Source organism: Alphaproteobacteria bacterium LSUCC0684 (assembly GCA_041228335.1).
Classification (GTDB): domain Bacteria; phylum Pseudomonadota; class Alphaproteobacteria; order Puniceispirillales; family UBA1172.
In genome coordinates, this window is sequence record CP166130.1 from 686,018 (window position 1) to 710,421 (window position 24,404).

Consider the following 24,404-nt stretch of genomic DNA (forward strand, 5'->3'; position numbering starts at 1 on the left):
CTAGGAGGCAGATATGTCGAAGGAAAAGTTTGATCGAAGCAAGCCGCATGTAAACATCGGCACGATAGGGCACGTTGACCATGGCAAGACGACGCTGACGGCGGCGATCACGAAGGTGATGGCGGAATCCGGAGGTGCGGAGTTTCAGGCGTATGACCAGATTGACAAGGCGCCCGAAGAGCGCGCTCGCGGTATCACGATATCGACGGCACATGTTGAGTATGAGACGTCCAATCGTCATTACGCGCATGTTGACTGCCCGGGTCACGCGGATTACGTGAAGAACATGATCACGGGTGCGGCGCAGATGGATGGAGCGATCCTTGTTGTATCCGCGGCGGACGGACCGATGCCGCAGACGCGTGAGCACATTCTTCTGGCGCGTCAGGTAGGTGTTCCGGCGCTGGTGGTTTTCATGAACAAGACCGATCAGGTTGACGATGAGGAGTTGTTGGAACTGGTTGAGCTTGAGATCAGGGAGCTTCTGTCGAGCTATGATTTCCCTGGAGACGATATTCCGATCGTGAAGGGTTCGGCGCTTGCGGCGCTTGAAGGGACGAATGATACGATCGGCAAGTCGGCGATCGAGGAGCTGATGGCGGCGGTAGATGCGTATATACCGCAGCCGGATCGTCCGAAGGATCAGCCGTTCCTGATGCCGATCGAGGATGTGTTCTCGATTTCGGGACGCGGGACGGTGGTGACGGGCCGTATTGAGCGTGGCATGGTTAAGGTCGGCGAAGAGATCGAGATTGTCGGGATCAAGGCGACGGAGAAGACGACGTGCACGGGTGTTGAGATGTTCCGGAAGCTGCTGGATCAGGGCGAGGCCGGAGACAATGTCGGGGTTCTGCTTCGTGGCACGAAGCGTGAGGAAGTTGAGCGCGGGCAGGTTCTGGCGGCGCCCGGATCGATCACGCCGCATACGGAGTTCAAGGCGGAAGCGTATATCCTGACGAAGGATGAAGGTGGACGTCATACGCCGTTCTTCTCGAACTATCGTCCGCAGTTTTATTTCCGGACGACGGATGTGACGGGATCGGTGACGTTGCCGGAAGGGACGGAGATGGTGATGCCCGGAGACAATATTGCGATGACGGTGGAGCTGATCGCGCCGATCGCGATGGATGAAGGTCTTCGCTTTGCTATCCGCGAAGGTGGCCGTACCGTCGGCGCCGGCGTCGTCTCAAGCATCGTTAAGTAGGTAAACTAATCATCAGAACCGGCGGGACTTTCGCCGGTTCTCTTTTGGTAAGCGCCAGAGGGTTAAGAAAATGGAAAATCAGAATATTCGGATCAGGCTCAAGGCATTTGATCATCGTATTCTTGACCAGTCCACGACAGAGATCGTGAACACGGCCAAGCGTACTGGCGCTGAAGTCTGCGGTCCTATTCCGCTGCCGACTTCGATCAAGAGGTTCACCGTTCTTCGTTCACCCCATATCGACAAGAAGAGCCGTGAGCAGTTTGAAATGCGGACGCATAAGCGTCTTCTTGACATTATCGACCCAACACCGCAGACCGTTGATGCGCTCATGAAGCTCGATCTGGCCGCCGGTGTTGACGTTGAAATTAAGCTTTAAGGAAAGGTCTTACCCATGCGTTGCGGCGTAATTGCTCGAAAAGTTGGGATGACACGCGTGTTTGCCGCGGATGGTGCCCATGTGCCGGTAACCGTCCTGCAGATGGAAAACTGCCAGGTCACGCAGGTCCGCAGCAAGGAAAAGGATGGCTATACCGCCCTTCAGCTTGGTGTTGGCTCCCGCAAGGTGAAAAACGTCAACAAGGCCCTGCGCGGTCAATACGCCAAGGCTGGCGTTGAAGCCAAGGCCAAACTTGCTGAATTCCGTGTCTCCGAAGATGCGGTGCTTGAGGTTGGTGCAACACTTGGTGCCAATCACTATGTCAGCGGCCAGATGGTTGATGTTGTCGGTATTTCCCAGGGTAAGGGTTTTGCCGGTGCCATGAAGCGCCATAACTTTGGCGGTCTTCGCGCCTCCCATGGTGTGTCGATCTCGCATCGTTCACACGGCTCCACCGGTAACAACCAGGATCCGGGCAAGGTCTTCAAAGGCAAGAAGATGGCTGGCCATATGGGGGCTGAACGGGTGACCACCCAGAATCTTGAAGTTGTTGCTACTGATCCGGCCGAAGGGCTGATCCTGATCCGTGGCGCCATTCCTGGCAGCAAGGGCGGGTATGTGCTAATCAGTGATGCACTGAAAGCAGCGCGTCCGGATGAAGCCCCGTTCCCGGCCGGTCTGCTCGCCGATGCCATGGCTGATGAAACGCCTGCTGATGAAGTTGCGGCCGAAGACGCCCCGGCTGAAGATGTTCAGGCAGAGGATATGGCAGCCGAGGGCGCCCCGGCAGAAGATAATCTAGCCGAAGACGCCCCTGCCGAAGAAGCTCAGGCAGATGAAGCCCCCGCAGCTGAGGCTGTTGAGGAAGAGAAGAAAGGCGAGTAAGTGTGATGAAACTTGCAGTTAAAACTCTCGATAACAAGGCAGCAGGCGACGTAAGTCTTGCCGATGATGTCTTCGGGATTGAGCCACGTGCCGATATCATGGCCCGCGTGGTCAACTGGCAGCTGGCCAAGCGCCGCGCCGGCAACCACAAGGTCAAGATCCGTTCCGAGATCAGCCGTACCGGTGCCAAGATGTATCGCCAGAAGGGAACAGGCCGTGCGCGTCATGGTGCAGGTTCAACCAACATCTTTCGTGGCGGCGGTGTTGTTCATGGCCCGGTCCTGCGTGATCATGCCCACAGCCTGCAGAAAAAGGTTCGTGCCCTTGGGCTGCGTTCCGCTCTTTCCAGCAAGGCACGTGACGGCAAGCTGTTCATTGTTGATGAGCTGAAGGCTGATGGCAAGACAGCATCTCTCAAGGGCAAGCTCAGCAAGCTTGGTCTTGAAAACGCCCTCATTATCGGGGGTGAGGCAATTGACGAGAAATTCCAGCGCGCCGCCAGCAACATTCCGAATATCGATGTGCTGCCGCAGCAGGGAATTAATGTATATGACATTCTGCGTCGTGATGTACTGGTTCTGACCAAGGACAGCGCGGCCCATCTTGAGGAGCGGCTGAAATGAGTATCCGTCCCCGCGCAAAGACCGAAACGTTCATGTCACAGGATAAGGCCTATGATACGATTCTGCGCCCCATCGTAACCGAAAAGTCAACGATGCAGGCAGAGCAGAACAAGATCGGCTTTGTCGTGCCGATGAGCGCCACCAAGCCTGAGATAAAGGCGGCGGTTGAGTTGCTCTATAAGGTAAATGTCGAGGCGGTGAACACGTCGGTCCTGAAAGGCAAGACAAAGCGGTTCCGCGGTGTCCTGGGCCGCCGCATCGACCAGAAAAAAGCGATCGTGACCCTGGCTGACGGCCAGAGCATTGATCTGATGCAGGGAGTGTAAGGGGATGGCATTAAAGCAGTATAACCCGACGTCACCCGGCCAGCGTGGTCTTGTCACCGTTGACCGTTCCGATCTGCATAAGGGCGGTCCAGTCAAGAAACTGACCGAAGGCCTGACCAAATCTGGCGGCAGGAACAATTCCGGTCATATCACGGCCTGGCAGAAGGGTGGTGGTCACAAGCGGAGATACCGTCTGGTCGATTTCAAGCGTCGCAAGATGGATGTGGCGGCAACGGTTGAGCGTATCGAATATGATCCGAACCGGACAGCCTTTATCGCGCTGATCACCTATGCCGATGGGGAGCAGTCCTATATTCTGGCGCCCCAGCGGTTGGCTGCTGGTGATACGGTGATTTCTTCGGCAAAGGCGGACATCAAGCCTGGCAATGCCCTGCCGCTTTCTTCAATTCCGGTGGGTACGATCATCCACAACGTCGAGCTCAAAGCCGGCAAGGGTGGGCAGCTGGCACGTTCTGCCGGTACATATGTGCAGCTGATCGGCCGTGACCAGTCCTATTCAATTCTTCGCCTGGCTTCCGGTGAAGTCCGGATGGTGCGTTCCGAATGCATGGCCACCATCGGTGCTGTCTCCAACTCGGATCAGCAGAATATCAAGCTTGGAAAGGCAGGACGCAGCCGCTGGCTGGGTCGTCGCCCGAGCGTTCGTGGTGTGGCCATGAACCCGATCGATCACCCGCATGGTGGCGGTGAGGGCAAGACCTCAGGTGGTCGTCATCCGGTGACACCATGGGGCAAGCCGACCAAAGGCAAGCGGACACGCAATAACAAGAAGACGGATCGCCTGATTGTGCGCCGTCGCAAGGCATAAGGGATAGACGAGATGGCACGTTCTGTTTGGAAAGGTCCTTTTGTTGATGGCTATCTGCTGAAAAAAGCGGATGCCTCGCGCGAAAGCGGCCGCAAGGAAGTGATCAAAACCTGGTCTCGCCGGTCCACCATCATGCCGCAGTTTGTCGGACTGACCTTTGGTGTACATAACGGCAACAAGTTCATTCCGGTTCTCGTTTCCGAGGATATGGTTGGTCACAAATTCGGTGAATTCGCCCCGACCCGTACCTATTACGGGCACGCGGCCGACAAGAAATCGAAGCGTTAGAGGTAAGTTATGGGTAAGCAATCGAAACCACGCCCTCTGGCTGACAATCAGGCTCGCGCTGTTGTACGCAATCTTCGTGTCAGCCCGCAGAAGCTGAACGAAGTGGCCGGGTTGATCAGGGGCAAGAATGCGGATAAGGCATTGGCTCTGCTGAGCTTTTCACGCCGCCGTATCGCTATTGATGTGAAGAAAGCGCTTCAGTCGGCTATCGCCAATGCTGAAAACAACCATTCGCTTGATGTGGATCGCCTGGTTGTTCAGGAAGCGCATGTTGGCAAGGGGCTGGTGATGAAAAGGTTCCGTGCCCGCGCCCGTGGCCGTGGCGCACGTGTTTTGAAGCCGTTTTCACACCTCACCATTATTGTATCCGAGAAAGAGGACGCCTGATGGGACAGAAAATCAAACCAATCGGGCTGAGGCTCGGCATTAACCGCACCTGGGATTCCCGCTGGTACGCTGATCGCAATTACGCATCGCTCCTGCACCAGGACCGTGAATTGCGCGAACACCTGATGGATCGCCTCAAGGCCGCTGCAATTAGCCGCGTCGTCATCGAGCGTCCGGCGGGTCGCGCACGGATCACGATCTATGCAGGTCGTCCGGGGCTCATCATCGGCAAGAAGGGCGCAGATATCGAAAGCCTGCGTGCTGACCTGACCAAGCGTGTTGGCAGTGAAGTCAGCCTCAATATTGTTGAAGTCCGCAAGCCTGAAATTGACGCCAAACTGGTGGCCGAGTCGATCGCCCAGCAGCTGGAGCGCCGGGTTGCCTTCCGCCGCGCCATGAAGCGTTCGGTTCAGTCCGCGATGCGGCTTGGTGCCCTTGGGGTTCGTATCAACTGCGCCGGCCGTCTTGGCGGCGCGGAGATCGCCCGTACCGAATGGTACCGTGAAGGCCGGGTGCCGCTTCATACACTTCGTGCCGAGGTGGATTATGGCGAAGCTACCGCCCATACAACCTACGGTGCATGCGGTGTCAAGGTCTGGGTCTTCAAGGGTGAAGTCATGGCCCATGATCCCATGGCACAGGACAAGCGCCTGGCTGAGCAGCAATCTGCGCCAGCCCCGCGCAACGCATCGTAAGCAGGAGGCTGAGGCATGCTGCAACCAAAACGTACCAAATTCCGCAAGGCGCATAAGGGCCGTATCCACGGCAATGCCAAAGGCGGAACACAGCTGAATTTCGGCGCCTATGGGCTGAAGGCTACAACCCCGGCCCGGGTCACCGCTCGCCAGATCGAAGCGGCCCGCCGTGCCATTACCCGTCACCTTCGTCGTGCCGGCCGTGTCTGGATCCGCATCTTTCCTGATGTGCCTGTATCCAGCAAGCCAGCCGAAGTCCGGATGGGTAAAGGTAAGGGTAACCCGGAATACTGGGTAGCCAGAGTGAAACCCGGCCGGATCATGTTTGAAGTCGACGGGGTCAGCGGGGATCTCGCCAGTGAAGCGCTGGCGCTGGCATCGGCAAAACTGCCGCTCGATACCCGTATCGTTAAGCGTCTGGGTGAATAGGAGAACAAGATGGCAGTGGTAAAAGCACAGGATCTTCGCGCCAAGACATCGGATGAGCTGAAAGCGCAACTGACGGATCTCAAGAAAGAGGCCTATAACCTGCGGTTTCAGGGGGCAACAGGTCAGCTGGAAAATCCGGCACGCATGCGGCTGGTCCGCCGCGAGATCGCCCGGGTCAAAACCGTGCTGGCTGAAATGGCCGCGGCAACCGGCGCATAAGGAGTTTAATTATGCCAAAGCGTATTCTTCAGGGTGTGGTTGTCAGCGACAAGGGCGACAAGACAGTTGTCGTCAAGGTCGAACGGCGACTGATGCATCCTCTTTACAAGAAGTTTATCTCGAAATCGAAGAAGTTTGCCGCCCATGATGCTGAAAACCGTTTCAAGATCGGTGATCGGGTCCGGATCGAGGAATGCCCTCCGATTTCAAAGTCTAAAACCTACACGGTTATCTATGACGACGCTGAAGTCGCCGGTGCCAACTAGCCGATAGCGGGAGTTTATCATGATTCAGATGCAAACTAATCTTGATGTTGCTGATAATTCCGGCGCGCGTCGGGTCCAGTGCATCAAGGTACTTGGGGGAAGCGGCCGTAAAGTGGCTGCCGTGGGCGATATCATCGTCGTCTCCATCAAGGAAGCTATTCCGCGGGGGCGTGTGAAGAAAGGTGACGTGCATCGTGCCGTGATCGTTCGCACCGCAAGCGAGATCAAGCGTCCCGATGGAACGGTCATCCGTTTTGACCGTAACGCGGCGGTGCTTATCAACAATTCGAATGAGCCGATCGGAACACGTATCTTCGGCCCGGTAACACGCGAATTGCGGTCACGCCGGTTCATGAAGATCATTTCCCTCGCGCCGGAGGTGCTGTAATGGCCCAGAAATTCAAAATCAAGAAAGGCGATCAGGTGGTCGTCATCACCGGTCGCGAAAAAGGCAAGACCGGTGAGGTGGTTGAAGTTCTTCGGTCTGAAAACCGGGTTCTTGTCCAGGGCGTCAACATGGTGACCAAGCATGTTCGTGCCTCGCAGGCAGGACCGGGCGGGATCGAAAAGCGTGAAGCCCCGCTTCATATTTCCAACGTCTCTCATATTGATCCCGATAACAGCAAGCCAACACGTGTCGGCTATGAGATCAAGGATGGGAAGAAAACCCGTATTGCCCGCCGTTCCGGCAAGGCAATCGGCTAAGTGCAAGGAAGCTGAGATGAAAACGCGTCTAGAAGAACATTATACGACGGCTGTTCGACCAGCTATGATGGAAAAGTTCGGCTACAAGAATTCAATGGAAGTGCCGAAACTGGTGAAAATCGTGATCAACATGGGTGTCGGCGAAGGTGTCCGCGACTCAAAGAAAGTTGATAGCGCTGCCCAGGAACTTTCCGCCATTACCGGTCAGAAGCCTGTTATCACCCGCGCCAAGAAGGCTGTTGCATCCTTCAAGCTGCGCGAAGGCATGCCGGTTGGCTGCAAGGTCACCCTGCGCCGCGAAAAGATGTATGAATTCATGGATCGCCTGGTGAACATTGCGCTGCCGCGTGTTCGTGACTTCCGTGGGTTGAACCCGAAGAGCTTTGATGGTCGCGGGAATTATTCCATGGGGCTCAAGGAGCAGATCGTCTTTCAGGAAGTCGATTACGACAAGGTCGAAAGCATCCGCGGCATGGATATCATTGTTGTAACAACAGCGAAAACGGATGACGAAGCCCGCGAACTGCTTCGTAACTTCCAGTTTCCGTTCACCAGCTAAGGCGAGGGAATACGATGGCTAAGAAAAGCGCAATCGATAAGAACCTGAAACGTGCCAAGAAAGTCAGCAGCAACGCCTCCCGGCGTGCGCGTCTGAAGGCCCTGGTGATGGATCGCTCCCTTCCCATTGAAGAGCGGTTTGATGCCAATCTGAAACTTGCCCAGATGCCACGTAACGGCGCCAAGACCCGTCTGCGTAACCGGTGTCAGGTAACCGGCCGTCCACGCGGCTATTACCGTAAACTGGGTATGTCCCGTATCGCACTCCGTGATCTGGCCTCATTTGGTCAGGTGCCCGGTGTTGTCAAGTCCAGCTGGTAAGAGAGGAATAAAAAGATGACAATGAGTGATCCTCTTGGTGATATGCTGACACGCATCCGTAACGGCCAGAGCGCCCGCAAGGATACCGTGGTCAGCCCGGCCTCCCGCTTTCGTTCAAATGTACTCGATGTGCTGAAACGTGAGGGATATATCCGTGATTATTCGAGCGTTGAAAAGCGCCCGGGTATTCATGAGCTGCAGATTCAGCTGAAATATCATGACGGCCTGCCTGTGATCTCCGAGATCAAGCGTGTATCGCGTCCAGGTCGCCGGGTATATTCGAAGATCAAGGATCTGAGCCGTGTCTATAATGGCCTTGGTATTGCCATTCTTTCAACACCTCGCGGGGTGATGTCTGACATTGAAGCTCGCGAAGCCAAGGTTGGCGGAGAAATTCTCTGCCACGTATTCTAGGGAGGTCTTGATGTCACGAGTTGGCGGAAGCCCCATTAAAATTCCACAAGGTGTCAGCCTGTCTCTCGCTGATGGCATGGTCTCGGCCAAGGGCAGCAATGGCGAGTTGGCCATGGCTCTGCCGCCATTGGTCGAGCTTTCGATTGGTGAAGAGGAAGCCGTGGTCAAGCCGATGCAGAACAGCAACAAGTCACGCGCCCTCTGGGGAACCGCGCGGGCGCTGGTCAGCAATATGGTCCAGGGTGTTTCCGAAGGGTTCACCAAGAACCTGACCATCCATGGCGTTGGGTATCGCGCCCAGATGCAGGGGACGAAACTTGTGCTCAATCTTGGTTACAGCCATCCGGTTGAGATGGAAGTACCATCTGAGATCAAATGCAGTGTTGAAAACAACACCCAGGTCAAATTGTCGAGCCACGACAAGCAGATCCTCGGCCAGTTTGCTTCCGAAGTCCGGGCAAAGCGGCCACCTGAACCCTATAAGGGCAAGGGTGTTCGGTATGAGAACGAGCAGATTCTGCGCAAAGAAGGCAAGAAGAAGTAGAGGCACTGATGTTTACTTCACGAGAACTATTTATCCGCCGCCGTCGCCGCAACCGCGCCAGCATCGCCAAACTTGGCGGGGGCAAGCCGCGTCTTTCGGTGCATCGGTCATCCAAGAACATCTATGCCCAGATCATTGATGATAAAAGCGGCGCCACGATCGCTTCCGCATCAAGCCTGGACAAGGATCTTCGTTCAACGATCAAGTCCGGTGCGAATATGGATGCCGCATCAACAATCGGCAAACTGGTTGCTGAACGCGCGATGAAACAGGGCATTTCCGATGTCGTTTTTGATCGTGGTGGCTTTATTTACCATGGCCGGGTCCGGGCGCTGGCGGAAGCCGCGCGCGAAGCCGGGCTGAAATTCTAGGAGATCTTCATGGCACGTCAGGACAGACAAAATCGCGACACCACGCGTGAAGAACCGGAACTGATCGACAAGCTCGTCGGCATCAACCGTGTGGCCAAGGTGGTCAAGGGTGGTCGCCGCTTCGGCTTTGCCGCGCTGGTCGTGGTCGGTGATGCAAAGGGCCGTGTCGGCTTTGGTTCAGGCAAGGCACGTGAAGTGCCCGAAGCCATCCGCAAGGCAACCGAAAGCGCCAAGCGCAACATGATCCGGGTTCCTCTTCGCGATGGTCGCACGCTGCATCATGACGTATCGGGGCATTATGGCGCCGGGCATGTCATCCTGCGGGCAGCGCCTTCGGGTACGGGTATCATTGCCGGTGGTCCGATGCGTGCCGTTTTTGAAACCCTTGGCATTCAGGACATTGTTGCCAAATCCATTGGTTCATCAAACCCGCATAACATGATCAAGGCAACCTTTGCGGCTCTTTCCCGTATCCAGGCTCCGCGTCAGGTCGCCGCGAAAAGAGGCAAGCGTGTCGGTGATATCCTTGGCAGCCGTAAAGGTGGCCAGAACACTGAAGAAACCCAGGCTGAAGAAGCCGTAGCAAACTAAGAGGGAACAGGGATGGCAGCGAAAGCAACAGTGCGAGTGACCCAAACCGGAAGCCCGATCGGCCGCAAGGCAGATCAGCGGGCAACCCTTATCGGTCTTGGTCTCAACAAGATCGGTCGTACCCGGGAACTCGAGGACACCCCGTCGGTTCGTGGCATGATCAACAAGGTAGCTCACCTTGTGCGTGTCGAAGACAGCGAATAAGTGCCCCGGAGATAAAAGATGAAACTCAACGAAATCAGAGATAACAATGGCGCTCGCGCCAACCGTAAGCGTGTTGGACGTGGTATCGGTTCAGGCACAGGCAAAACGTCCGGTTCCGGTCATAAAGGCCAGAAGGCACGTTCCGGTGTTTCCATTAACGGCTTTGAAGGCGGGCAGATGCCCATTCACCGCCGTCTGCCAAAGCGCGGTTTCAACAACGTATTCCGCAAGCAGTATGTAGTGGTCAATGTCGGCCTGATACAAGGGGCGATCGATGCCGGGCGTATCGATGCCAAGAAAATGATCAATGCCGACGCGCTCAAGTCTGCAGGTATTGTCAGCAAGGCCAAAGACGGGATCCGTCTTCTTGCCAATGGTGAGATCAAGGCAAAGGTCACCCTTGAGGTTGCGGGCGCATCTGCTGCTGCCATTGCGGCGGTAGAAAAGGCTGGCGGATCGGTAACGGTGGTTGCCGCCAAGGCTGATACAAACAAGGACGCTGAATAAACATGGCTCGTTCCCCGGAAAGAATGGCGCCTGGTATGGGGCTCGAGGCTTTTGCAAAGGCCTCGGACCTGAAACAGCGTATTCTTTTCACCTTAGGTGCGCTCATTATCTATCGCCTCGGGACATATATTCCTGTTCCGGGGATTGATCCGACCGCCCTTGCCCAAATCTTTTCCCGTAATTCGAGCGGTATTCTGGGCATGTTCGACATGTTCTCAGGTGGATCGCTTGGGCGGATGACGATCTTTGCGCTGACCATCATGCCGTATATTACGGCTTCGATCATCATGCAGTTGATGACCGCTATCGTGCCATCGCTCGAAACCCTCAAGAAAGAAGGGGAGGCTGGGCGCAAGACCATCAACCAGTATACGCGATATCTCACGGTGGTGCTGGCGACGGTGCAGGGCTATGGTATTGCCGTCGGCCTTGAATCCGCATCCGGTGTCGTGATTGACCCGGGGCTTTTCTTCCGTATCACAACGGTGGTCACGCTTGTTGGTGGCACGCTCTTTCTCATGTGGCTTGGTGAGCAGATAACCGCCCGCGGTGTCGGGAACGGAATTTCGCTTATCATCTTCTCCGGTATTGTTGCCAATCTGCCCGTCGCGATTGCCGGTACGTTTGAGCTTGGCCGCACCGGAGCGTTGTCGCCGCTGCTGATCCTGTTCTTCATGGTCATGGCGATCGGGGTGATTGCGCTCATCGTCTTCATTGAACGTTCGCTTCGCCGGATTCTTATCCAGTATCCGAAGCGCCAGATGGGCAATAAAATGTTCGGTGGCGAGGCATCGCATCTGCCGCTGAAGATCAATGTGCCCGGCGTTATTCCGCCGATCTTTGCCTCATCTCTTCTGCTGATGCCGGTATCCATCATCAATCTGACCTCTGGCTCGGATGGGGGTGCGGGATGGCTGGTGACGCTGAACGCCATGCTTGGTCGCGGCCAGCCGCTCTATCTGGCGGTCTATATCGGCCTGATTGTCTTCTTTGCGTTTTTCTACACCGCAATTGTATTCAATCCGCAGGATACATCAGAAAATCTGCGCCGCTACGGCGGCTATATCCCCGGTATCCGGCCAGGTCAGGCGACGGCCGATTACCTCGATTATGTGCTGACCCGGCTTACGGTGCTTGGCGCGGCATATCTTTCAGCGGTCTGTATCCTGCCGGAGCTGCTGATCAGCCAGTACAGCGTGCCATTTTATTTCGGTGGTACCAGCCTTCTGATCGTGGTGACGGTGACGCTGGATACGGTAACGCAGGTCCAGTCACATCTCATGGCTCACCAATATGAAGGGCTGGTGAAAAAATCCAACCTGCGGGGGAGGAAGCGTTGAATATCATCCTTCTTGGACCTCCAGGTGCAGGCAAGGGCACCCAGTCCGAACGGCTGGTTGCCGAACATGGTTTTGTGCAGCTTTCCACGGGTGACATGCTCCGTCAGGCTATTGCCGACGGCACGGAACTCGGGCTCAAGGCAAAGGCGATCATGGACGCAGGTGATCTTGTCGCCGATGATATCATCCTTGGCATGATCAGGGAGCGGCTTGAAAGCCCGGATTGTTCAAAGGGTGTAATCCTTGATGGTTTCCCGCGCACCATTGCCCAGGCCGAAGGTCTGGATGCGATGCTTGGCGAGATGGGCCTTAAAATTGATCATGTGATTGAGATCAGGGTGGATGAAGATGCGCTGGTCAAGCGGATCGAGACCCGGGCTCAGGAAAGCGGCGGCGCACGCAGCGATGACAGTGCCGAAGTGCTTGCCAAAAGACTGAAGGTTTATCACGAAAGCACGGCACCGATTCTGCCGTATTATCGTGAATACGGGAATATGAGTGTTGTTGACGGCATGCAACCGATTGAACGCGTGGCGTCAGCTATTGGTGAAATTCTGGGAGGTCAGCAGAACTGACCGGTTGACTGGACGAATGCGCGCATTATAATTCGCTTTCCCATTGTGGAGTGGAATATTCTTCAAGCGGGCACTCGGAAAAGTCGTAGTGAAAGAGGAGAGGGCAGTGGCTCGTATCGCTGGTGTCAACATACCGACCAAGAAAAGGGTGAAAATTGCCCTGACCTATATTCATGGCATTGGCCCGACGTCGGCCAGCAAGATCTGTGAACGTGCAGGCCTGACCGATGAGCGTCGCGTCAACGATCTCACCGAGGATGAACTGACAAAGATCCGGGATATCATCGATGCCGACTATCTTGTCGAAGGTGATCTGCGCCGGAAGAACTCGATGGCCATCAAGCGATATCTTGATCTCGGCTGTCTGCGTGGTCTTCGCCATCGCCGCAATCTGCCGGTTCGCGGCCAGCGCACCCACACCAATGCCCGCACCCGCAAAGGCCCGGCCAAGGCCATTGCTGGTAAGAAGAAATAATCCGGATCGTCCAGGAGAGTATTTATGGCAAAACAGCCCTCACAAGCACGTGTCCGCCGCCGCGAGAAAAAGAACATCAGCAACGGTGTTGCGCATGTCAACGCGTCGTTCAACAACACCAAGATCACGATCACCGATGTTCAGGGTAACGCAATTTCCTGGTCTTCCGCAGGTGGGATGGGATTCAAGGGGTCACGGAAATCCACCCCCTATGCCGCACAGCTGGCCGCTGAAGATGCGGGCCGGAAGGCGATCGAGCATGGCATGAAAACCCTTGATGTTCAGGTGCGTGGACCTGGTACGGGTCGTGAAAGTGCATTGCGTGCGCTCCAGTCGGTCGGGTTCAACATCACCTCGATCCGTGACGTTACGCCAATCCCGCATAACGGCTGTCGTCCGCGCAAGCGCCGCCGGGTCTGATCGGATTTGCTATTACCGGTTTGTCCGGCCACTGCCCTTGAATGGGCGGATATATTATTGAAGGATACATCGCCATGATTGAAAAGAATTGGCAGGAACTGAAAAAGCCTGAAAACAAAACGGTCAAATCTTCGGATGAAAACCCAAACAAGGCCTCGATCACGGTTGAACCGTTCGAGCGTGGCTTTGGCGTTACCGTTGGCAACGCGCTGCGTCGTGTCCTTTTGTCGTCGCTTCAGGGTGCAGCGATCACATCGGTGCAGATCCAGGGCGTCTTGCATGAATTCTCATCTATTCCGGGTGTTCGCGAAGATGTCACCGATATGGTGCTGAATATCAAGGGTGTTGCGGTGAAGATGACCGTTGAAGGCCCGAAGCGCCTGCGTCTCTCAGCCGAAGGCCCATGCACGGTTACCGCCGGGATGATCAATCTGGTCAATGGTGTTGAAATCATGAACCCGGATCATGTGATCTGTACCCTTGATCAGGGCGCTACCCTTAATGTCGAGTTGACCGTGGAAACCGGCAGCGGCTATGTGCCGGCAAGTTCAGCCCGGACTGAAGACTCGCCCATCGGGCTTATTCCGGTTGATGCGATTTACTCGCCGATCCGCCAGGTTGCCTATAAGGTGGAAAATACCCGTGTCGGCCAGCGGACTGATTTCGACAAATTGATCCTCACCCTTGAGACGGACGGGTCGGTTCTTCCCGAAGATGCGGTTGCCTTTGCGGCCCGTATTCTTCAGGATCAGCTCCAGCCGATGATCAATTTCGAAGAGCCTTCAGTAACGACTGCGGCCGATGATGCGGATGACATTCCGTTCAATCGCAACCTCTTGAAAAAGGTGGATGAGCTGGAGCTTTCCGTCCGCTCGGCAAACTGCCTGAAGAACGACAACATTGTCTATATCGGTGATCTTGTGCAGAAAACCGAGCCGGAAATGCTCCGGACTCCGAATTTTGGCCGCAAGTCGCTGAATGAAATCAAGGAAGTGCTGAGAACGATGAGTCTCGAACTCGGCATGGATGTCCCTAACTGGCCACCTGAAAATATTGAAGAAATGGCCAAGCGTCTGGATGAGCCTTTCTAAGGCCGGACCAGAAGGAGAGAAAAATGCGTCATCGTATGTCAGGTCGCAAACTTAACCGCACCTCCCAGCATCGCCAGATGCTGTTCCGCAACATGTCACAGGCTCTGATCAAGCATGAACAGATTGTGACAACGCTGCCGAAAGCAAAAGAGCTGCGTCCGGTTGTCGAACGTCTTATTACCCTGGCCAAGCGTGGTGATCTCCACGCTCGCCGTCTGGCTTTTGCCCGCTTGCGTGACAATGCCATGGTTACCAAGCTTTTTGATGTGCTTGGCCCACGTTATGAAGAGCGTCAGGGCGGCTATATCAGAATAATCAAGGCTGGCTACCGTTACGGTGACAGCGCGGCCATGGCGGTGATCGAATTCGTCGATCGTGATGAAGATGCACGGGGACAGGATTCAGGCCCGGTCATGGTTGACGAGGATACCGCTGCTGAAGCTGTTGCCTGAGGCTGAAAGAAGATATCAATTGAAACGAGGCCGGCTTGCCGGCCTTTTTTCTTGGCAGCAGGGCTTGCGGGCGGTATCGCATCATGGCATTGCGGCCGGAACCATGGAATAATACGGCATGAGTGGATCAACACTATTCGAGGACAGCCGCCAGAAGCCACTGGCCGAGACACTTCGGCCGATGCGGCTTGATGAGGTGGCAGGACAGGATCATCTTATCGGACCTGAAGGCAGGCTGACCCGGATGCTGGATGCTGCCGCCAGTGGCCGGACAATGCCATCGCTTATTTTCTGGGGGCCGCCCGGCACGGGAAAGACCACAATCGCGCGGTTGCTGGCGGATCGGGCGCAACTGGCTTTTGAACCGGTCTCGGCGGTGTTTGATGGGGTGGCTGAATTGCGCAAGGTCTTTGCCCGGGCGGATGAACGCGGCGCACTGGGGCAGGGAACGCTGCTCTTTGTCGATGAAGTCCACCGGTTCAATAAAGCCCAGCAAGACGGCCTTCTGCCCCATGTTGAGGATGGCAGGGTGGTGCTGGTCGGGGCGACAACCGAAAACCCGAGCTTTGCCCTCAATGGGGCGTTGCTGTCGCGGTGCCAGGTGCTGGTGCTCAACCGGCTTGATGATGCGGCGCTCGGCCAGCTGATCGGGCGTGCGGAAACCGCAACAGGACGTAAGCTTGGCCTGACCGACGATGCACGCGAAGCGCTCAAGGCCATGGCGGACGGTGATGGCCGGTATATGCTCAATATGATCGAGACGATCTTCAATGTTCAGGATGAAAATGCCGCACCTCTTGACCCCGAAGCGCTGGCTGGAGTCCTGTCACGACGTTCCATGGCGTTTGACCGGGCCGGTGACCATCATTACAACCTCATGTCGGCGCTGCATAAATCCCTCCGGTCATCCGATGCCGATGCGGCGCTTTACTGGCTTGCAAGGATGCTGATCGGGGGGGAGGATGCCCGATATATCCTGAGGCGGCTGACCCGGTTTGCATCCGAAGATATCGGTCTTGCCGAACCCGAAGCGCTCAGCCATGCGATTTCGGCATGGCAATCCTATGAACGGCTGGGGTCGCCGGAAGGTGAGCTTGCGGTGGCGTCGCTGGTGCTCTATCTCGCCACGGCCCCGAAATCAAACGCGGTCTATGTTGCGTTCAAGGAAGCCATGCGGAAGGCCCGGGAAACAGGCTCGCTCATGCCGCCTCAACATATTCTGAATGCACCTACCGGGCTGATGAAAGAGCTCGGCTATGGCAGCGGGTATGTCTATGACCACGATACCGAAGACGGATTCTCAGGGCAGAACTGTTTCCCCGATGATCTTCCGCGTACCCGTTTCTATCATCCGGTGGAGCGTGGATTTGAACGGGAAATCCAGAAACGGCTCGACTGGTGGCAGAAAAAACGTGAAGAAAAGACCCGGCAGGAAAGCTGATGGCGACACCGGGTTTCGATACTTTTCTCGGGATAGACTGGTCTGGTGCCCGGGGGGAATATCATCGCGGGATACAGGTGGCGCTGGCAGCACCTGGCCATGCCTGCCCCGAGATTCTGTCGCCGCCTGCACGAACTGGCTGGTCCCGGGCCGATATCCTGACGCTGCTGCTCGATTTCAAGAAGGAGGGCAGATCGGTTCTTGCCGGTATTGACTTTGCTTTTGTCCATCCGATGTCGGAGGATGGAGGGTATTTCCCGGCATATCCGGCTTCACCGAAAACACCTGAAGAGCTGTGGCAGGTGGTGGAGCACGCGTCGGCGGATGAAGCTCATCTCTATGGCGGGGGGATCTGGGGGCATCCGGAGCTGCGCCGGTTCTATAATGCGCCAAGGCGCCGGGATGGACGAGGCGGACGTGGCGAGTTGTTTTCATCCCGCCGCCGGATGACCGAGATCATGGCGGCACGGGTGAATGGCAGATCGCCATCCCCGACGTTCAATTGCGTCGGCCCGGCAGGTGTTGGTACCGGCTCGCTTGCTGGCATGAGGTTGCTGCACCGGCTCAAGCGGCAGGCGTGGATCTGGCCAATCCTGCCGGCAGTGCAAAAAGATGGTGCCGGGCAGCTGGCGGTGGTTGAAATCTTCCCGTCGCTTTATTTTTCCATGGCCGGCATTACCGACAGGATGAAGCGTGATGCCCCGCTTTCTGCGTTGAACAGGGCACTTGCCTTCTATCAGGCCGAACCTGCAAGGTCACTTGCCGAAAAACTGCCGGATCAGGACGACAGCGACGCGATGATTTCAGCCGCGGCATTGCGTGACCGACACTGCCCGGATCAGATCTTCCCGATTGAAGCGCCGGCGCGCGCGAGCGCCGCTCAAGAAGGCTGGATATTCGGCGTTGGCTACGCTAGACAGGACCAATGATAACGGTGCTGTTCATTGCTGCAGGTGGTGCATTGGGGGCGGTCAGCCGCTACGCCATATCTCTTGTGGTTGTCGCGATGCTGGGGGCATACTGGCAGCCGCTGGCAACCCTGATGGTCAACGTCGTCGGGTCCGGGTTGATGGGCCTTGCCTATGGCATGATCAGCGCAGGCATGCTTTATCTGAGTGAACCTTTGCGCGGGATGATTCTGATCGGTTTTCTTGGTGCGCTGACAACGTTTTCTTCCTTCTCGCTTGATATTGCGGTCATGATTGACCGCGGGCAGGTGAGTATGGCCGGATTCTATCTGATCGGCTCGGTGCTGTTGTCGGTTGCTGCATTTGCGATGGCAGCGGGAGCTGTGCGCCTGATGGCCGGGGGGCAGTAAGGTGAAGACGCGCAACTATATCATTTCAGGTGATGACGACGGCACAAGGCTGGATCGGTTTATCCGCCGCCATCATGCGGGCATCAATCAGGGGCGGATTGAAAAGCTTCTTCGCAACGGGGCGATCCGGGTCGATGGCGCCAAAGCGAAATCTTCCACCCGGATTGCTGAAGGACAGACAGTCATCATGCCGGATCAGATTATGGTAGAGGAAAGCAGGCCGAAGGCGGCCAAGTCTAATGATCCGGCACTCGCAAGAGAGATCCGCGAGGCTGAGATTGGCCGGGGCGAAGGCTGGATTGCCATCAACAAGCCCTCTGGTCTTGCAACACAAGGCGGGGCTGGCACCCATCGCCATGTGGATGGGGTGCTTGAGGACGCCTTTCCGGGCGGCGAACGGCCGAGGCTGGTGCACCGGCTTGACCGGGATACATCAGGTATTCTCCTGGTGGCGACAACGCTTCCCGCATCCCGGGCACTGGCCATGGGTTTCCAGCAGCATCGGCATCAGAAAACCTATCTTGCGCTGGTGCTTGGTGTGCCGAAGATTCGTGCAGGTCTGATCGATGCACCGCTGGCAAAGCTTGGCGGGCCAGGGCATGAAAAAATGGCGGTGGACGAGGCGAAGGGCAAATCCGCCCGGACGATTTACCGGGTGCTGGAAACCATGGGGCGGGCGGCAAGCCTTGTCGCCATGCAGCCCTTGACGGGGCGGACGCATCAGCTGCGGGCGCATATGGCCTATCTTGGCCATCCGATCCTCGGTGATGGGAAATATGGCGGCAGCGAGGCTTTCCCCAACGAAGATATCAGGCGTCTTTGCCTGCACGCCGCCCATCTCGTGCTTGAAAGCGGGGAGACCGTCTCCGCACCCATCCCCGGTGATCTGGCCAAGGCGTTCAGGGTTTTCGGGCTGGGTACGGCCTCGGCGCTCCATGCGGCTGCCGATCCGTCCCTTTTTGAGGAGATGAGATAAATGAAAGCGGCAGCCAGACGTTTCTGGAAAGAGGTTGATATCAGTTCAGGCGCCGGAGGATATGCGGTCCTGCTGGATAACCGGCCGGTCAAAACCCCTTCGGGTGCGGCATTTCTGATACCGCGGCAGGAACTGGCGGAAGAAATTTCAAAGGAATGGGACGCGCAGGATGAGGTGATTGCTCCTGATACGATGCCGATGTTCAAATTCGCGGTCACGGCCATTGATCGTGTCACGCCGCAACGGCAGGCGGTGGTCGATGAAATCAGCGGGTATGGGGCAAGCGATCTTCTGTGCTACCGCGAGGCAAGCGACGCTGTTTTAAGGGCGCGCCAGGATGAAATCTGGCAGCCCTTTCTCAACTGGTTTGCCGCAACAAGGGGAATTGAGCTTGTGGTGGCTCACGGCATCATGCCGCAAGCCCAGTCACCATCTGCAAGGGAGCGGATGCGGGCTCTTGTCGCGGATAAGGATGACTTCGCGCTTTCGGGCCTGCATTGCCTTGTCACGGTGAGCGGATCGCTGGTCCTGGGGTTGGCCGTTGCCGACGGCATGACGAGCGCGAAGGAGGTTTCCGGTGCGGCATTTCTTGATGATTTGTGGCAACAGGAAAAATGGGGTTATGATGCGGAAGCCGATGGGCGAATCAAAACGCACCAGGCCCTGATAGAAGATGCTGAGCGGTATTTGAAACTGCTCACCTAACGAGGTGGAGGAAACGGGATGACCGGCATTATCGAACAGCTTGAAGAGCGGCGCCAGCGGGCCCGGATGGGGGGAGGCGAACGCCGGATAGAAACCCAGCATTCCAAGGGCAAGCTTACCTCGCGTGAACGGATTGACCTGCTTCTCGACGACGGCAGTTTTGAAGAATGGGACATGTTCGTTGAGCATCGCTGCCATGATTTCGGCATGGAAAAGAACACGATTCCCGGTGATGGTGTCGTCACGGGGTTTGGCCGGATCAATGGCAGATCGGTTTTTGTCTTCAGTCAGGATTTCACGGTGCTGGGCGGGTCTCTTTCGGAAACCCACGCAGAGAAGATCTGCAAGATCATGGATCAGGCGATGAAGACAGGCGTTCCGGTGATCGGCCTTAACGATAGTGGCGGCGCGCGTATTCAGGAAGGGGTGGCATCGCTCGGGGGGTATGCCGAAGTGTTTCAGCGCAACGCGCTTGCATCCGGCGTGGTGCCGCAGATCTCGCTGGTCATGGGGCCATGCGCGGGCGGGGCTGTCTACTCGCCGGCAATTACCGATTTCATCTTCATGGTGGAAGGGTCTTCCTATATGTACGTGACCGGACCTGATGTGGTGAAAACCGTGACGCACGAAACCGTCTCCCACGAAGACCTGGGCGGGGCGGGCACGCATACAGGCACGTCGGGTGTGGCGCATAAATCCTACCCCAATGATGTGGCGGCGATCATGGGGGTGCGGGCGCTCATGGCGTATCTGCCGCAGTCAAATCGTGACCGGGCGCCTAGGCTTGCGACCCGTGATGTCGCGGACCGGCCCGCGCCGGCGCTTGACCGCATCATTCCAGCCAATCCCAACGCACCCTATGACATGAAGGACATCATCAGCCATATTGTCGATGAAGACAGTTTTTTTGAAATTCACCCGGATTTTGCGGCTAATATCATCACCGGCTTTGCCCATATCGATGGCAGGTCTGTTGCGATCATCGCCAATCAGCCGATGGTGCTGGCAGGGTGTCTTGATATCAATTCCTCACGCAAGGCGGCACGGTTTGTCCGTTTTGCGGATGCCTTCAATATTCCGATCCTGACGCTCGTGGACGTGCCCGGCTTCATGCCCGGAACCGCGCAGGAAAACGGCGGCATCATCAATCATGGGGCAAAGCTTCTCTATGCCTATGCCGAGGCGACCGTGCCCAAAGTCACGGTCATTACGCGCAAGGCTTATGGCGGGGCTTATGATGTCATGGCATCCAAGCATCTCAGGGGGGATGTCAATTACGCCTGGCCGACGGCAGAGATCGCCGTGATGGGGCCGGAAGGCGCGGCCCGTATCATTTTCCGTGAAGATGCCAAAGATCCCGAACAGCTCAAGGCCAGAACAGCGGAATATCGCGAGAAATTCGCCAATCCCTTCATCGCTGCTGGCCGCGGCTTTATCGATGACGTGATCATGCCGCGCAACACGCGCCGCAGAATTGCCCGTGCCTTCGCCATGCTCGAGGATAAAGAGCTCGAAAATCCATGGCGCAAACACGACAACCTGCCACTTTAGGGAGATCCGATGATGTTCAGCAAGATTCTGGTGGCAAACCGTGGTGAAATCGCCTGCCGCATCATGAAAACAGCAAAGCGGATGGGTATCAAGACCGTCGCTGTCTATTCGGATGCTGATGCCAATGGCGAACATGTGGCGATGGCGGATGAGGCTGTCCGGATTGGCCCGGCGCCTTCGGCAGAGAGCTATCTTAAAGGTGATGTGATCATTGAGGCGGCAAAAAAAACCGGGGCCGAAGCCATCCATCCCGGATTTGGCTTTCTTTCCGAAAATGCCGGTTTTGTTGAGGCCGTGGAAGCGGCGGGCATCGTCTTTATCGGCCCTGATCCGAAGGCGATTGCCGCAATGGGCGACAAGATCACCTCCAAAACCATCGCCGAGAAGGCCGGCGTCTCAACGGTGCCTGGCACGCCTGATGCTGTTGAAGATCTGGATGAGGCTGCGGTATGCGCCAAAGAGATCGGGTATCCCGTGATGATCAAGGCTTCGGCTGGCGGCGGCGGCAAAGGCATGCGGATCGCCCATGATGAGGCGGAGCTTCGCGTCAGCATGCCCCAGGCACAGAACGAGGCGGCATCTTCCTTCGGGGATTCACGGGTTTTCATTGAAAAATTCGTCACAAGCCCGCGCCATATCGAAATACAGGTGCTCGCGGATACCCATGGCCATGTGATCCATCTCGGGGAGCGGGAATGCTCGCTTCAGCGCCGACATCAGAAGGTTTTTGAGGAGGCGCCGTCCCCGTTCATCAGCGCAAAAACACGCGAAGCCATGGGCAGCCAGGCTGTCGAGCTTGCCAGGGCTGTCGGCTATCGTTCGGCCGGCACGGTGGAGTTCATTGTCGGCGCGGATCAGGATTTCTATTTTCTTGAGATGAACACGCGTCTCCAGGTGGAACATCCGGTGACCGAGATGGTCTATGGGCTTGATCTCGTGGAATGGATGATCCGCATTGCGGCCGGGGAGAAACTTGCCCTTGCCCAGAAGGAGGTGAAGCCTGATGGCTGGTCGGTGGAGGCGCGTGTCTATGCGGAAGACCCGTCGCGGAATTTTCTTCCTGCCATAGGCCGCTTGCAGCGCTATGTCGAGCCCGAAGGCGAAGGCGTGCGCGTCGACAGCGGCATTGCCGAGGGCGGCGATATCTCCATGTTCTATGACCCGATGATTGCCAAACTGGTTGCCTGGGGAAAGACAAGGGATCAGGCATTGGACCGGCTGGCGCTGGCGCTTGATGGCTATGTTATTGACGGGCCGGGGCATAACCGGCAGTTCCTGCGCCATGTGACGGACCATCCAAGATTCCGTAAAGGTGACATGACCACGGCCTTCATCGCCGAGGAATATCCCGAAGGATACACTCCGGGTGTCCCGGGTGAAGATGATCTTGGCTGCCTGCGCGCATTGGCGGTGCTGATCATCGCGGATCGGATGCGGCGCATGGCAGATTGTGGAAACGGCGCGGGTGAAACAGAATTTCATCTTCTTGACGAGGGGGGGGAGACCTCGGCCTCGGTGAATCCTGATCATCCGCTTGTCGTGACCGTGGCGGGCAAGAATTTCAGCTTCAGTCATCTGCCTGACATGGCGCGGCGGCTTTTCAAGGGGGAGATCAACGGCAAGCCGAAAACCCTGCAATACCGGCGGCTGGCAGAAGAGGTGCATCTCATGGCCGGTGCCTGCCGTCTCAGGGTGCTGGTACTTCCGGCCCGGGCAAAAGACGCCCAGGCGCTGATGCCGGTCAAGGAAAATGCCTCCGGCGCGGCGACGATTGTTGCGCCCATGCCTGGCTTGCTCAGCCGACTTCTGATCAAGGAAGGCGATACGGTTGCCGCTGGTGATGATGTGGCGGTGATCGAAGCCATGAAGATGGAAAATCTGCTGAAAGCCGACCGGGGCGGCGTGGTTGCCGAAGTCATGGCCAGCGAGGGCGAAAGCCTGGCTGTTGATCAGCCTATCCTGCGGTTTGCTTCCGGTGATGAGTAGCGGGGATGGACCAGAGGAGCACCATCACCCGGCTTGAAGGGTATATTCCTGATCTCGGCCCCCATGCCGGGCGACTGATGGGAGAGATGCTTGCCGCCCAGCGCGCCGGGCTAGATGCAACGGTGATCATCCTTGCGGTGGCGGTGCTGGATGTGGCCTTGAGGGAGCCGTCGGGATATCCGGCTGGCGCGGATGGAATTGATCTTGCCGCTGCCCGTGACAGCCGTGACGCTTTCTGGCTAAGGGAGCGACGCAATGGCATTGTCCATTTTGAAGGCGGCCGCGGCGGCCTGATGGGGGATGAGGAGGCCGCGCTCAAGCTTGATGCCATCCGGGCCATGAAAGTGTTGGCCGAGGCGCTTGATCTGCTGATGCCCTGAAAGGTCAAATCTTCTTCCATTGCTTGATATCGGGTGGGGCAGGTTGCCGAAATGAGTCAGAAGACGGAATTGAACGTCTCTCTGAGCGCGGTATCGAGCCTCTCCGGATCAGCATCTCTGCCCAGCGCCTTGATCGATGTCACCCCGCCATCATGTATCCCGCAAGGCACAATGCCCGCAAAGGCCTTGAGGTCAGGATCGCGATTGATCGCCATGCCATGCCAGCTCACCCATTTGGAAAGCCGGATGCCGATGGCCGTAATCTTGTCTTTTGCCATGCCGTCCTGCCGCTCAACCCAGACACCGGGAAAACCCTGCCGCCGTGTCGCCGTGATATCAAGCCTCGCCAGGGCGGCTATGGACCAGGCCTCGATCTGATGAACAAATCTCCGCAGATCATGGCCGCGGGCGGAAACATCGAGAAGAATATAGACAACGCGCTGGCCAGGTCCGTGATAGGTCCATTCGCCGCCACGGCCGGTCTCACGGATCAGCGCATCGCCGGGGTCAAGCAGATCCTCCCTCTTGGCCGAAGTGCCGGCGGTATAGACCGGCTCATGTTCAAGCAGCCAGATGAGCTCGCCCGCCGTGCCTTCGCGGATTGCCGCCGCCCGTTCCTGCATCAGGGAAACCGCCTCATCATAAGCCACGGGCACGGGCGAGATGCGCCATTCCAGCGGCAGGGAAAGCGGGGTATTGAGGCTGTTATCGGTGTTTTCTTTCCTGATATGCATCGCGTCCATATGGCTCTTTTCATCCGTGAGGTATCGCCTGTACCCCCAGGGTTGATCCTGACCTTGCCACTCTAGCAGGAGATGAGAGGCGGGGGGAGATTTTCTCCCCATTCTGTTTCGGCAATGGATATTGGGGCGGTGCGCCGGCACGGGGAAGGGATGTCCCGTGATCAGTTGGCTGTATGATAGCGGAAGAAGGAGAGGGAGAGGGAGAG

At 56.8% G+C, this 24,404-nt stretch carries 37 protein-coding genes; 36 read left to right on the plus strand and 1 reads right to left on the minus strand.

What is annotated here, in order from left to right; all coding sequences use genetic code 11:
• The first annotated feature begins 13 nt into the window (after positions 1-13).
• The 36 genes from tuf to AB8880_03375 all read left to right on the plus strand — a co-directional run bounded on the left by tuf (position 14) and on the right by AB8880_03375 (position 23,455).
• Positions 14-1,204 (plus strand): elongation factor Tu, encoded by a 1,191-nt coding sequence (gene tuf / locus AB8880_03200; protein ID XDZ66414.1) that lies wholly within the window; start codon positions 14-16, stop codon positions 1,202-1,204.
• Positions 1,205-1,274: 70 nt separating this feature from the next.
• The gene (gene rpsJ / locus AB8880_03205) at positions 1,275-1,583 is read left to right on the plus strand and encodes a 30S ribosomal protein S10 (GenBank protein ID XDZ66415.1); all 309 of its coding nucleotides are present in this window, start codon (positions 1,275-1,277) and stop codon (positions 1,581-1,583) included.
• Between the two features lie 15 nt (positions 1,584-1,598).
• Positions 1,599-2,468 carry a 50S ribosomal protein L3 gene (gene rplC, locus AB8880_03210; protein XDZ66416.1) on the plus strand — a complete coding sequence of 290 codons (870 nt, stop codon included), beginning with the start codon at positions 1,599-1,601 and terminating at the stop codon, positions 2,466-2,468.
• Positions 2,469-2,473: 5 nt separating this feature from the next.
• Positions 2,474-3,091, plus strand: coding sequence for a 50S ribosomal protein L4 (gene rplD, locus AB8880_03215; protein XDZ66417.1), 618 nt, complete (start codon positions 2,474-2,476; stop codon positions 3,089-3,091).
• Positions 3,088-3,417, plus strand: coding sequence for a 50S ribosomal protein L23 (locus AB8880_03220; protein XDZ66418.1), 330 nt, complete (start codon positions 3,088-3,090; stop codon positions 3,415-3,417). Before rplD ends, AB8880_03220 begins: the two co-directional genes overlap by 4 nt.
• Positions 3,418-3,421: 4 nt before the next feature.
• Positions 3,422-4,246: a 50S ribosomal protein L2 gene (gene rplB / locus AB8880_03225; GenBank protein ID XDZ66419.1), complete on the plus strand. Its 825-nt coding sequence runs from the start codon at positions 3,422-3,424 to the stop codon at positions 4,244-4,246.
• A 12-nt stretch (positions 4,247-4,258) separates the two neighbouring features.
• Positions 4,259-4,534, plus strand: coding sequence for a 30S ribosomal protein S19 (gene rpsS / locus AB8880_03230; protein ID XDZ66420.1), 276 nt, complete (start codon positions 4,259-4,261; stop codon positions 4,532-4,534).
• Between the two features lie 9 nt (positions 4,535-4,543).
• On the plus strand, positions 4,544-4,921 hold the full coding sequence (gene rplV, locus AB8880_03235; GenBank protein ID XDZ66421.1) for a 50S ribosomal protein L22: 378 nt from the start codon (positions 4,544-4,546) through the stop codon (positions 4,919-4,921).
• Positions 4,921-5,616: a 30S ribosomal protein S3 gene (gene rpsC / locus AB8880_03240; GenBank protein ID XDZ66422.1), complete on the plus strand. Its 696-nt coding sequence runs from the start codon at positions 4,921-4,923 to the stop codon at positions 5,614-5,616. The genes rplV and rpsC overlap by 1 nt, the downstream gene beginning before the upstream one ends.
• A gap of 15 nt (positions 5,617-5,631) precedes the next feature.
• Complete coding sequence (gene rplP, locus AB8880_03245; protein ID XDZ66423.1) at positions 5,632-6,045, plus strand: 50S ribosomal protein L16; 414 nt, start codon at positions 5,632-5,634, stop codon at positions 6,043-6,045.
• Positions 6,046-6,054: 9 nt separating this feature from the next.
• A complete protein-coding gene (gene rpmC, locus AB8880_03250) occupies positions 6,055-6,264 on the plus strand; it encodes a 50S ribosomal protein L29 (GenBank protein XDZ66424.1) in 210 nt (69 codons plus the stop codon).
• Between the two features lie 11 nt (positions 6,265-6,275).
• Entirely contained in the window at positions 6,276-6,530 is a 255-nt protein-coding gene (rpsQ, locus tag AB8880_03255) for a 30S ribosomal protein S17 (GenBank protein ID XDZ66425.1), read from the plus strand.
• A 19-nt stretch (positions 6,531-6,549) separates the two neighbouring features.
• Positions 6,550-6,918: a 50S ribosomal protein L14 gene (gene rplN, locus AB8880_03260; GenBank protein XDZ66426.1), complete on the plus strand. Its 369-nt coding sequence runs from the start codon at positions 6,550-6,552 to the stop codon at positions 6,916-6,918.
• Positions 6,918-7,235: a 50S ribosomal protein L24 gene (rplX, locus tag AB8880_03265; protein ID XDZ66427.1), complete on the plus strand. Its 318-nt coding sequence runs from the start codon at positions 6,918-6,920 to the stop codon at positions 7,233-7,235. The genes rplN and rplX overlap by 1 nt, the downstream gene beginning before the upstream one ends.
• Positions 7,236-7,251: 16 nt before the next feature.
• Entirely contained in the window at positions 7,252-7,794 is a 543-nt protein-coding gene (rplE, locus tag AB8880_03270; protein ID XDZ66428.1) for a 50S ribosomal protein L5, read from the plus strand.
• A gap of 14 nt (positions 7,795-7,808) precedes the next feature.
• The gene (rpsN, locus tag AB8880_03275) at positions 7,809-8,114 is read left to right on the plus strand and encodes a 30S ribosomal protein S14 (GenBank protein XDZ66429.1); all 306 of its coding nucleotides are present in this window, start codon (positions 7,809-7,811) and stop codon (positions 8,112-8,114) included.
• 15 nt (positions 8,115-8,129) lie between these two features.
• The gene (gene rpsH / locus AB8880_03280) at positions 8,130-8,528 is read left to right on the plus strand and encodes a 30S ribosomal protein S8 (protein XDZ66430.1); all 399 of its coding nucleotides are present in this window, start codon (positions 8,130-8,132) and stop codon (positions 8,526-8,528) included.
• Positions 8,529-8,538: 10 nt separating this feature from the next.
• A complete protein-coding gene (gene rplF / locus AB8880_03285; protein XDZ66431.1) occupies positions 8,539-9,072 on the plus strand; it encodes a 50S ribosomal protein L6 in 534 nt (177 codons plus the stop codon).
• A gap of 8 nt (positions 9,073-9,080) precedes the next feature.
• Positions 9,081-9,443 carry a 50S ribosomal protein L18 gene (gene rplR / locus AB8880_03290; protein XDZ66432.1) on the plus strand — a complete coding sequence of 121 codons (363 nt, stop codon included), beginning with the start codon at positions 9,081-9,083 and terminating at the stop codon, positions 9,441-9,443.
• 9 nt (positions 9,444-9,452) lie between these two features.
• Positions 9,453-10,034 (plus strand): 30S ribosomal protein S5, encoded by a 582-nt coding sequence (gene rpsE / locus AB8880_03295; GenBank protein ID XDZ66433.1) that lies wholly within the window; start codon positions 9,453-9,455, stop codon positions 10,032-10,034.
• Between the two features lie 12 nt (positions 10,035-10,046).
• Positions 10,047-10,238, plus strand: a complete 192-nt coding sequence (gene rpmD / locus AB8880_03300; GenBank protein ID XDZ66434.1) for a 50S ribosomal protein L30 — start codon at positions 10,047-10,049, stop codon at positions 10,236-10,238.
• An 18-nt stretch (positions 10,239-10,256) separates the two neighbouring features.
• Positions 10,257-10,745, plus strand: coding sequence for a 50S ribosomal protein L15 (gene rplO / locus AB8880_03305; protein XDZ66435.1), 489 nt, complete (start codon positions 10,257-10,259; stop codon positions 10,743-10,745).
• 2 nt (positions 10,746-10,747) lie between these two features.
• Positions 10,748-12,085 carry a preprotein translocase subunit SecY gene (secY, locus tag AB8880_03310; GenBank protein XDZ66436.1) on the plus strand — a complete coding sequence of 446 codons (1,338 nt, stop codon included), beginning with the start codon at positions 10,748-10,750 and terminating at the stop codon, positions 12,083-12,085.
• Complete coding sequence (locus AB8880_03315; GenBank protein XDZ66437.1) at positions 12,082-12,660, plus strand: adenylate kinase; 579 nt, start codon at positions 12,082-12,084, stop codon at positions 12,658-12,660. The genes secY and AB8880_03315 overlap by 4 nt, the downstream gene beginning before the upstream one ends.
• A 106-nt stretch (positions 12,661-12,766) precedes the next feature.
• Complete coding sequence (gene rpsM, locus AB8880_03320) at positions 12,767-13,135, plus strand: 30S ribosomal protein S13 (protein XDZ66438.1); 369 nt, start codon at positions 12,767-12,769, stop codon at positions 13,133-13,135.
• Between the two features lie 24 nt (positions 13,136-13,159).
• Entirely contained in the window at positions 13,160-13,555 is a 396-nt protein-coding gene (rpsK, locus tag AB8880_03325) for a 30S ribosomal protein S11 (protein XDZ66439.1), read from the plus strand.
• Positions 13,556-13,629: 74 nt separating this feature from the next.
• Positions 13,630-14,646 carry a DNA-directed RNA polymerase subunit alpha gene (locus AB8880_03330; protein ID XDZ66440.1) on the plus strand — a complete coding sequence of 339 codons (1,017 nt, stop codon included), beginning with the start codon at positions 13,630-13,632 and terminating at the stop codon, positions 14,644-14,646.
• Positions 14,647-14,669: 23 nt separating this feature from the next.
• Entirely contained in the window at positions 14,670-15,098 is a 429-nt protein-coding gene (rplQ, locus tag AB8880_03335; protein ID XDZ66441.1) for a 50S ribosomal protein L17, read from the plus strand.
• Positions 15,099-15,216: 118 nt separating this feature from the next.
• A complete protein-coding gene (locus AB8880_03340; protein XDZ66442.1) occupies positions 15,217-16,539 on the plus strand; it encodes a replication-associated recombination protein A in 1,323 nt (440 codons plus the stop codon).
• Complete coding sequence (locus AB8880_03345) at positions 16,539-17,468, plus strand: hypothetical protein (protein ID XDZ66443.1); 930 nt, start codon at positions 16,539-16,541, stop codon at positions 17,466-17,468. Before AB8880_03340 ends, AB8880_03345 begins: the two co-directional genes overlap by 1 nt.
• Positions 17,465-17,857 (plus strand): CrcB family protein, encoded by a 393-nt coding sequence (locus AB8880_03350; GenBank protein XDZ66444.1) that lies wholly within the window; start codon positions 17,465-17,467, stop codon positions 17,855-17,857. The genes AB8880_03345 and AB8880_03350 overlap by 4 nt, the downstream gene beginning before the upstream one ends.
• 1 nt (position 17,858) lies before the next feature.
• Positions 17,859-18,833: an RluA family pseudouridine synthase gene (locus AB8880_03355; protein XDZ66445.1), complete on the plus strand. Its 975-nt coding sequence runs from the start codon at positions 17,859-17,861 to the stop codon at positions 18,831-18,833.
• Positions 18,834-19,538: an ATP12 family chaperone protein gene (locus tag AB8880_03360; GenBank protein ID XDZ66446.1), complete on the plus strand. Its 705-nt coding sequence runs from the start codon at positions 18,834-18,836 to the stop codon at positions 19,536-19,538.
• Between the two features lie 18 nt (positions 19,539-19,556).
• Complete coding sequence (locus AB8880_03365; GenBank protein XDZ66447.1) at positions 19,557-21,089, plus strand: acyl-CoA carboxylase subunit beta; 1,533 nt, start codon at positions 19,557-19,559, stop codon at positions 21,087-21,089.
• A 12-nt stretch (positions 21,090-21,101) separates the two neighbouring features.
• Positions 21,102-23,075, plus strand: a complete 1,974-nt coding sequence (locus tag AB8880_03370) for an acetyl-CoA carboxylase biotin carboxylase subunit (protein XDZ67010.1) — start codon at positions 21,102-21,104, stop codon at positions 23,073-23,075.
• 5 nt (positions 23,076-23,080) lie between these two features.
• Positions 23,081-23,455, plus strand: coding sequence for a hypothetical protein (locus AB8880_03375; GenBank protein XDZ66448.1), 375 nt, complete (start codon positions 23,081-23,083; stop codon positions 23,453-23,455).
• Between the two features lie 56 nt (positions 23,456-23,511).
• Here AB8880_03375 and lipB read toward each other — a convergent pair whose 3' ends face one another.
• Positions 23,512-24,198, minus strand: a complete 687-nt coding sequence (gene lipB, locus AB8880_03380) for a lipoyl(octanoyl) transferase LipB (GenBank protein ID XDZ66449.1) — start codon at positions 24,196-24,198, stop codon at positions 23,512-23,514.
• Positions 24,199-24,404: the final 206 nt, after the last annotated feature.

What these genes read in the sequence shown, in the direction of transcription:
- tuf (XDZ66414.1), top strand. Translation starts at nt 14, where the DNA reads ATGTCGAAGGAAAAGTTTGATCGAAGCAAGCCGCATGTAAACATCGGC.
- rpsJ (XDZ66415.1), top strand. Translation starts at nt 1,275, where the DNA reads ATGGAAAATCAGAATATTCGGATCAGGCTCAAGGCATTTGATCATCGT.
- rplC (XDZ66416.1), top strand. Translation starts at nt 1,599, where the DNA reads ATGCGTTGCGGCGTAATTGCTCGAAAAGTTGGGATGACACGCGTGTTT.
- rplD (XDZ66417.1), top strand. Translation starts at nt 2,474, where the DNA reads ATGAAACTTGCAGTTAAAACTCTCGATAACAAGGCAGCAGGCGACGTA.
- AB8880_03220 (XDZ66418.1), top strand. Translation starts at nt 3,088, where the DNA reads ATGAGTATCCGTCCCCGCGCAAAGACCGAAACGTTCATGTCACAGGAT.
- rplB (XDZ66419.1), top strand. Translation starts at nt 3,422, where the DNA reads ATGGCATTAAAGCAGTATAACCCGACGTCACCCGGCCAGCGTGGTCTT.
- rpsS (XDZ66420.1), top strand. Translation starts at nt 4,259, where the DNA reads ATGGCACGTTCTGTTTGGAAAGGTCCTTTTGTTGATGGCTATCTGCTG.
- rplV (XDZ66421.1), top strand. Translation starts at nt 4,544, where the DNA reads ATGGGTAAGCAATCGAAACCACGCCCTCTGGCTGACAATCAGGCTCGC.
- rpsC (XDZ66422.1), top strand. Translation starts at nt 4,921, where the DNA reads ATGGGACAGAAAATCAAACCAATCGGGCTGAGGCTCGGCATTAACCGC.
- rplP (XDZ66423.1), top strand. Translation starts at nt 5,632, where the DNA reads ATGCTGCAACCAAAACGTACCAAATTCCGCAAGGCGCATAAGGGCCGT.
- rpmC (XDZ66424.1), top strand. Translation starts at nt 6,055, where the DNA reads ATGGCAGTGGTAAAAGCACAGGATCTTCGCGCCAAGACATCGGATGAG.
- rpsQ (XDZ66425.1), top strand. Translation starts at nt 6,276, where the DNA reads ATGCCAAAGCGTATTCTTCAGGGTGTGGTTGTCAGCGACAAGGGCGAC.
- rplN (XDZ66426.1), top strand. Translation starts at nt 6,550, where the DNA reads ATGATTCAGATGCAAACTAATCTTGATGTTGCTGATAATTCCGGCGCG.
- rplX (XDZ66427.1), top strand. Translation starts at nt 6,918, where the DNA reads ATGGCCCAGAAATTCAAAATCAAGAAAGGCGATCAGGTGGTCGTCATC.
- rplE (XDZ66428.1), top strand. Translation starts at nt 7,252, where the DNA reads ATGAAAACGCGTCTAGAAGAACATTATACGACGGCTGTTCGACCAGCT.
- rpsN (XDZ66429.1), top strand. Translation starts at nt 7,809, where the DNA reads ATGGCTAAGAAAAGCGCAATCGATAAGAACCTGAAACGTGCCAAGAAA.
- rpsH (XDZ66430.1), top strand. Translation starts at nt 8,130, where the DNA reads ATGACAATGAGTGATCCTCTTGGTGATATGCTGACACGCATCCGTAAC.
- rplF (XDZ66431.1), top strand. Translation starts at nt 8,539, where the DNA reads ATGTCACGAGTTGGCGGAAGCCCCATTAAAATTCCACAAGGTGTCAGC.
- rplR (XDZ66432.1), top strand. Translation starts at nt 9,081, where the DNA reads ATGTTTACTTCACGAGAACTATTTATCCGCCGCCGTCGCCGCAACCGC.
- rpsE (XDZ66433.1), top strand. Translation starts at nt 9,453, where the DNA reads ATGGCACGTCAGGACAGACAAAATCGCGACACCACGCGTGAAGAACCG.
- rpmD (XDZ66434.1), top strand. Translation starts at nt 10,047, where the DNA reads ATGGCAGCGAAAGCAACAGTGCGAGTGACCCAAACCGGAAGCCCGATC.
- rplO (XDZ66435.1), top strand. Translation starts at nt 10,257, where the DNA reads ATGAAACTCAACGAAATCAGAGATAACAATGGCGCTCGCGCCAACCGT.
- secY (XDZ66436.1), top strand. Translation starts at nt 10,748, where the DNA reads ATGGCTCGTTCCCCGGAAAGAATGGCGCCTGGTATGGGGCTCGAGGCT.
- rpsK (XDZ66439.1), top strand. Translation starts at nt 13,160, where the DNA reads ATGGCAAAACAGCCCTCACAAGCACGTGTCCGCCGCCGCGAGAAAAAG.
- AB8880_03330 (XDZ66440.1), top strand. Translation starts at nt 13,630, where the DNA reads ATGATTGAAAAGAATTGGCAGGAACTGAAAAAGCCTGAAAACAAAACG.
- rplQ (XDZ66441.1), top strand. Translation starts at nt 14,670, where the DNA reads ATGCGTCATCGTATGTCAGGTCGCAAACTTAACCGCACCTCCCAGCAT.
- AB8880_03340 (XDZ66442.1), top strand. Translation starts at nt 15,217, where the DNA reads ATGAGTGGATCAACACTATTCGAGGACAGCCGCCAGAAGCCACTGGCC.
- AB8880_03345 (XDZ66443.1), top strand. Translation starts at nt 16,539, where the DNA reads ATGGCGACACCGGGTTTCGATACTTTTCTCGGGATAGACTGGTCTGGT.
- AB8880_03350 (XDZ66444.1), top strand. Translation starts at nt 17,465, where the DNA reads ATGATAACGGTGCTGTTCATTGCTGCAGGTGGTGCATTGGGGGCGGTC.
- AB8880_03360 (XDZ66446.1), top strand. Translation starts at nt 18,834, where the DNA reads ATGAAAGCGGCAGCCAGACGTTTCTGGAAAGAGGTTGATATCAGTTCA.
- AB8880_03365 (XDZ66447.1), top strand. Translation starts at nt 19,557, where the DNA reads ATGACCGGCATTATCGAACAGCTTGAAGAGCGGCGCCAGCGGGCCCGG.
- AB8880_03370 (XDZ67010.1), top strand. Translation starts at nt 21,102, where the DNA reads ATGTTCAGCAAGATTCTGGTGGCAAACCGTGGTGAAATCGCCTGCCGC.
- AB8880_03375 (XDZ66448.1), top strand. Translation starts at nt 23,081, where the DNA reads ATGGACCAGAGGAGCACCATCACCCGGCTTGAAGGGTATATTCCTGAT.
- lipB (XDZ66449.1), bottom strand. Translation starts at nt 24,198, where the DNA reads ATGGACGCGATGCATATCAGGAAAGAAAACACCGATAACAGCCTCAAT.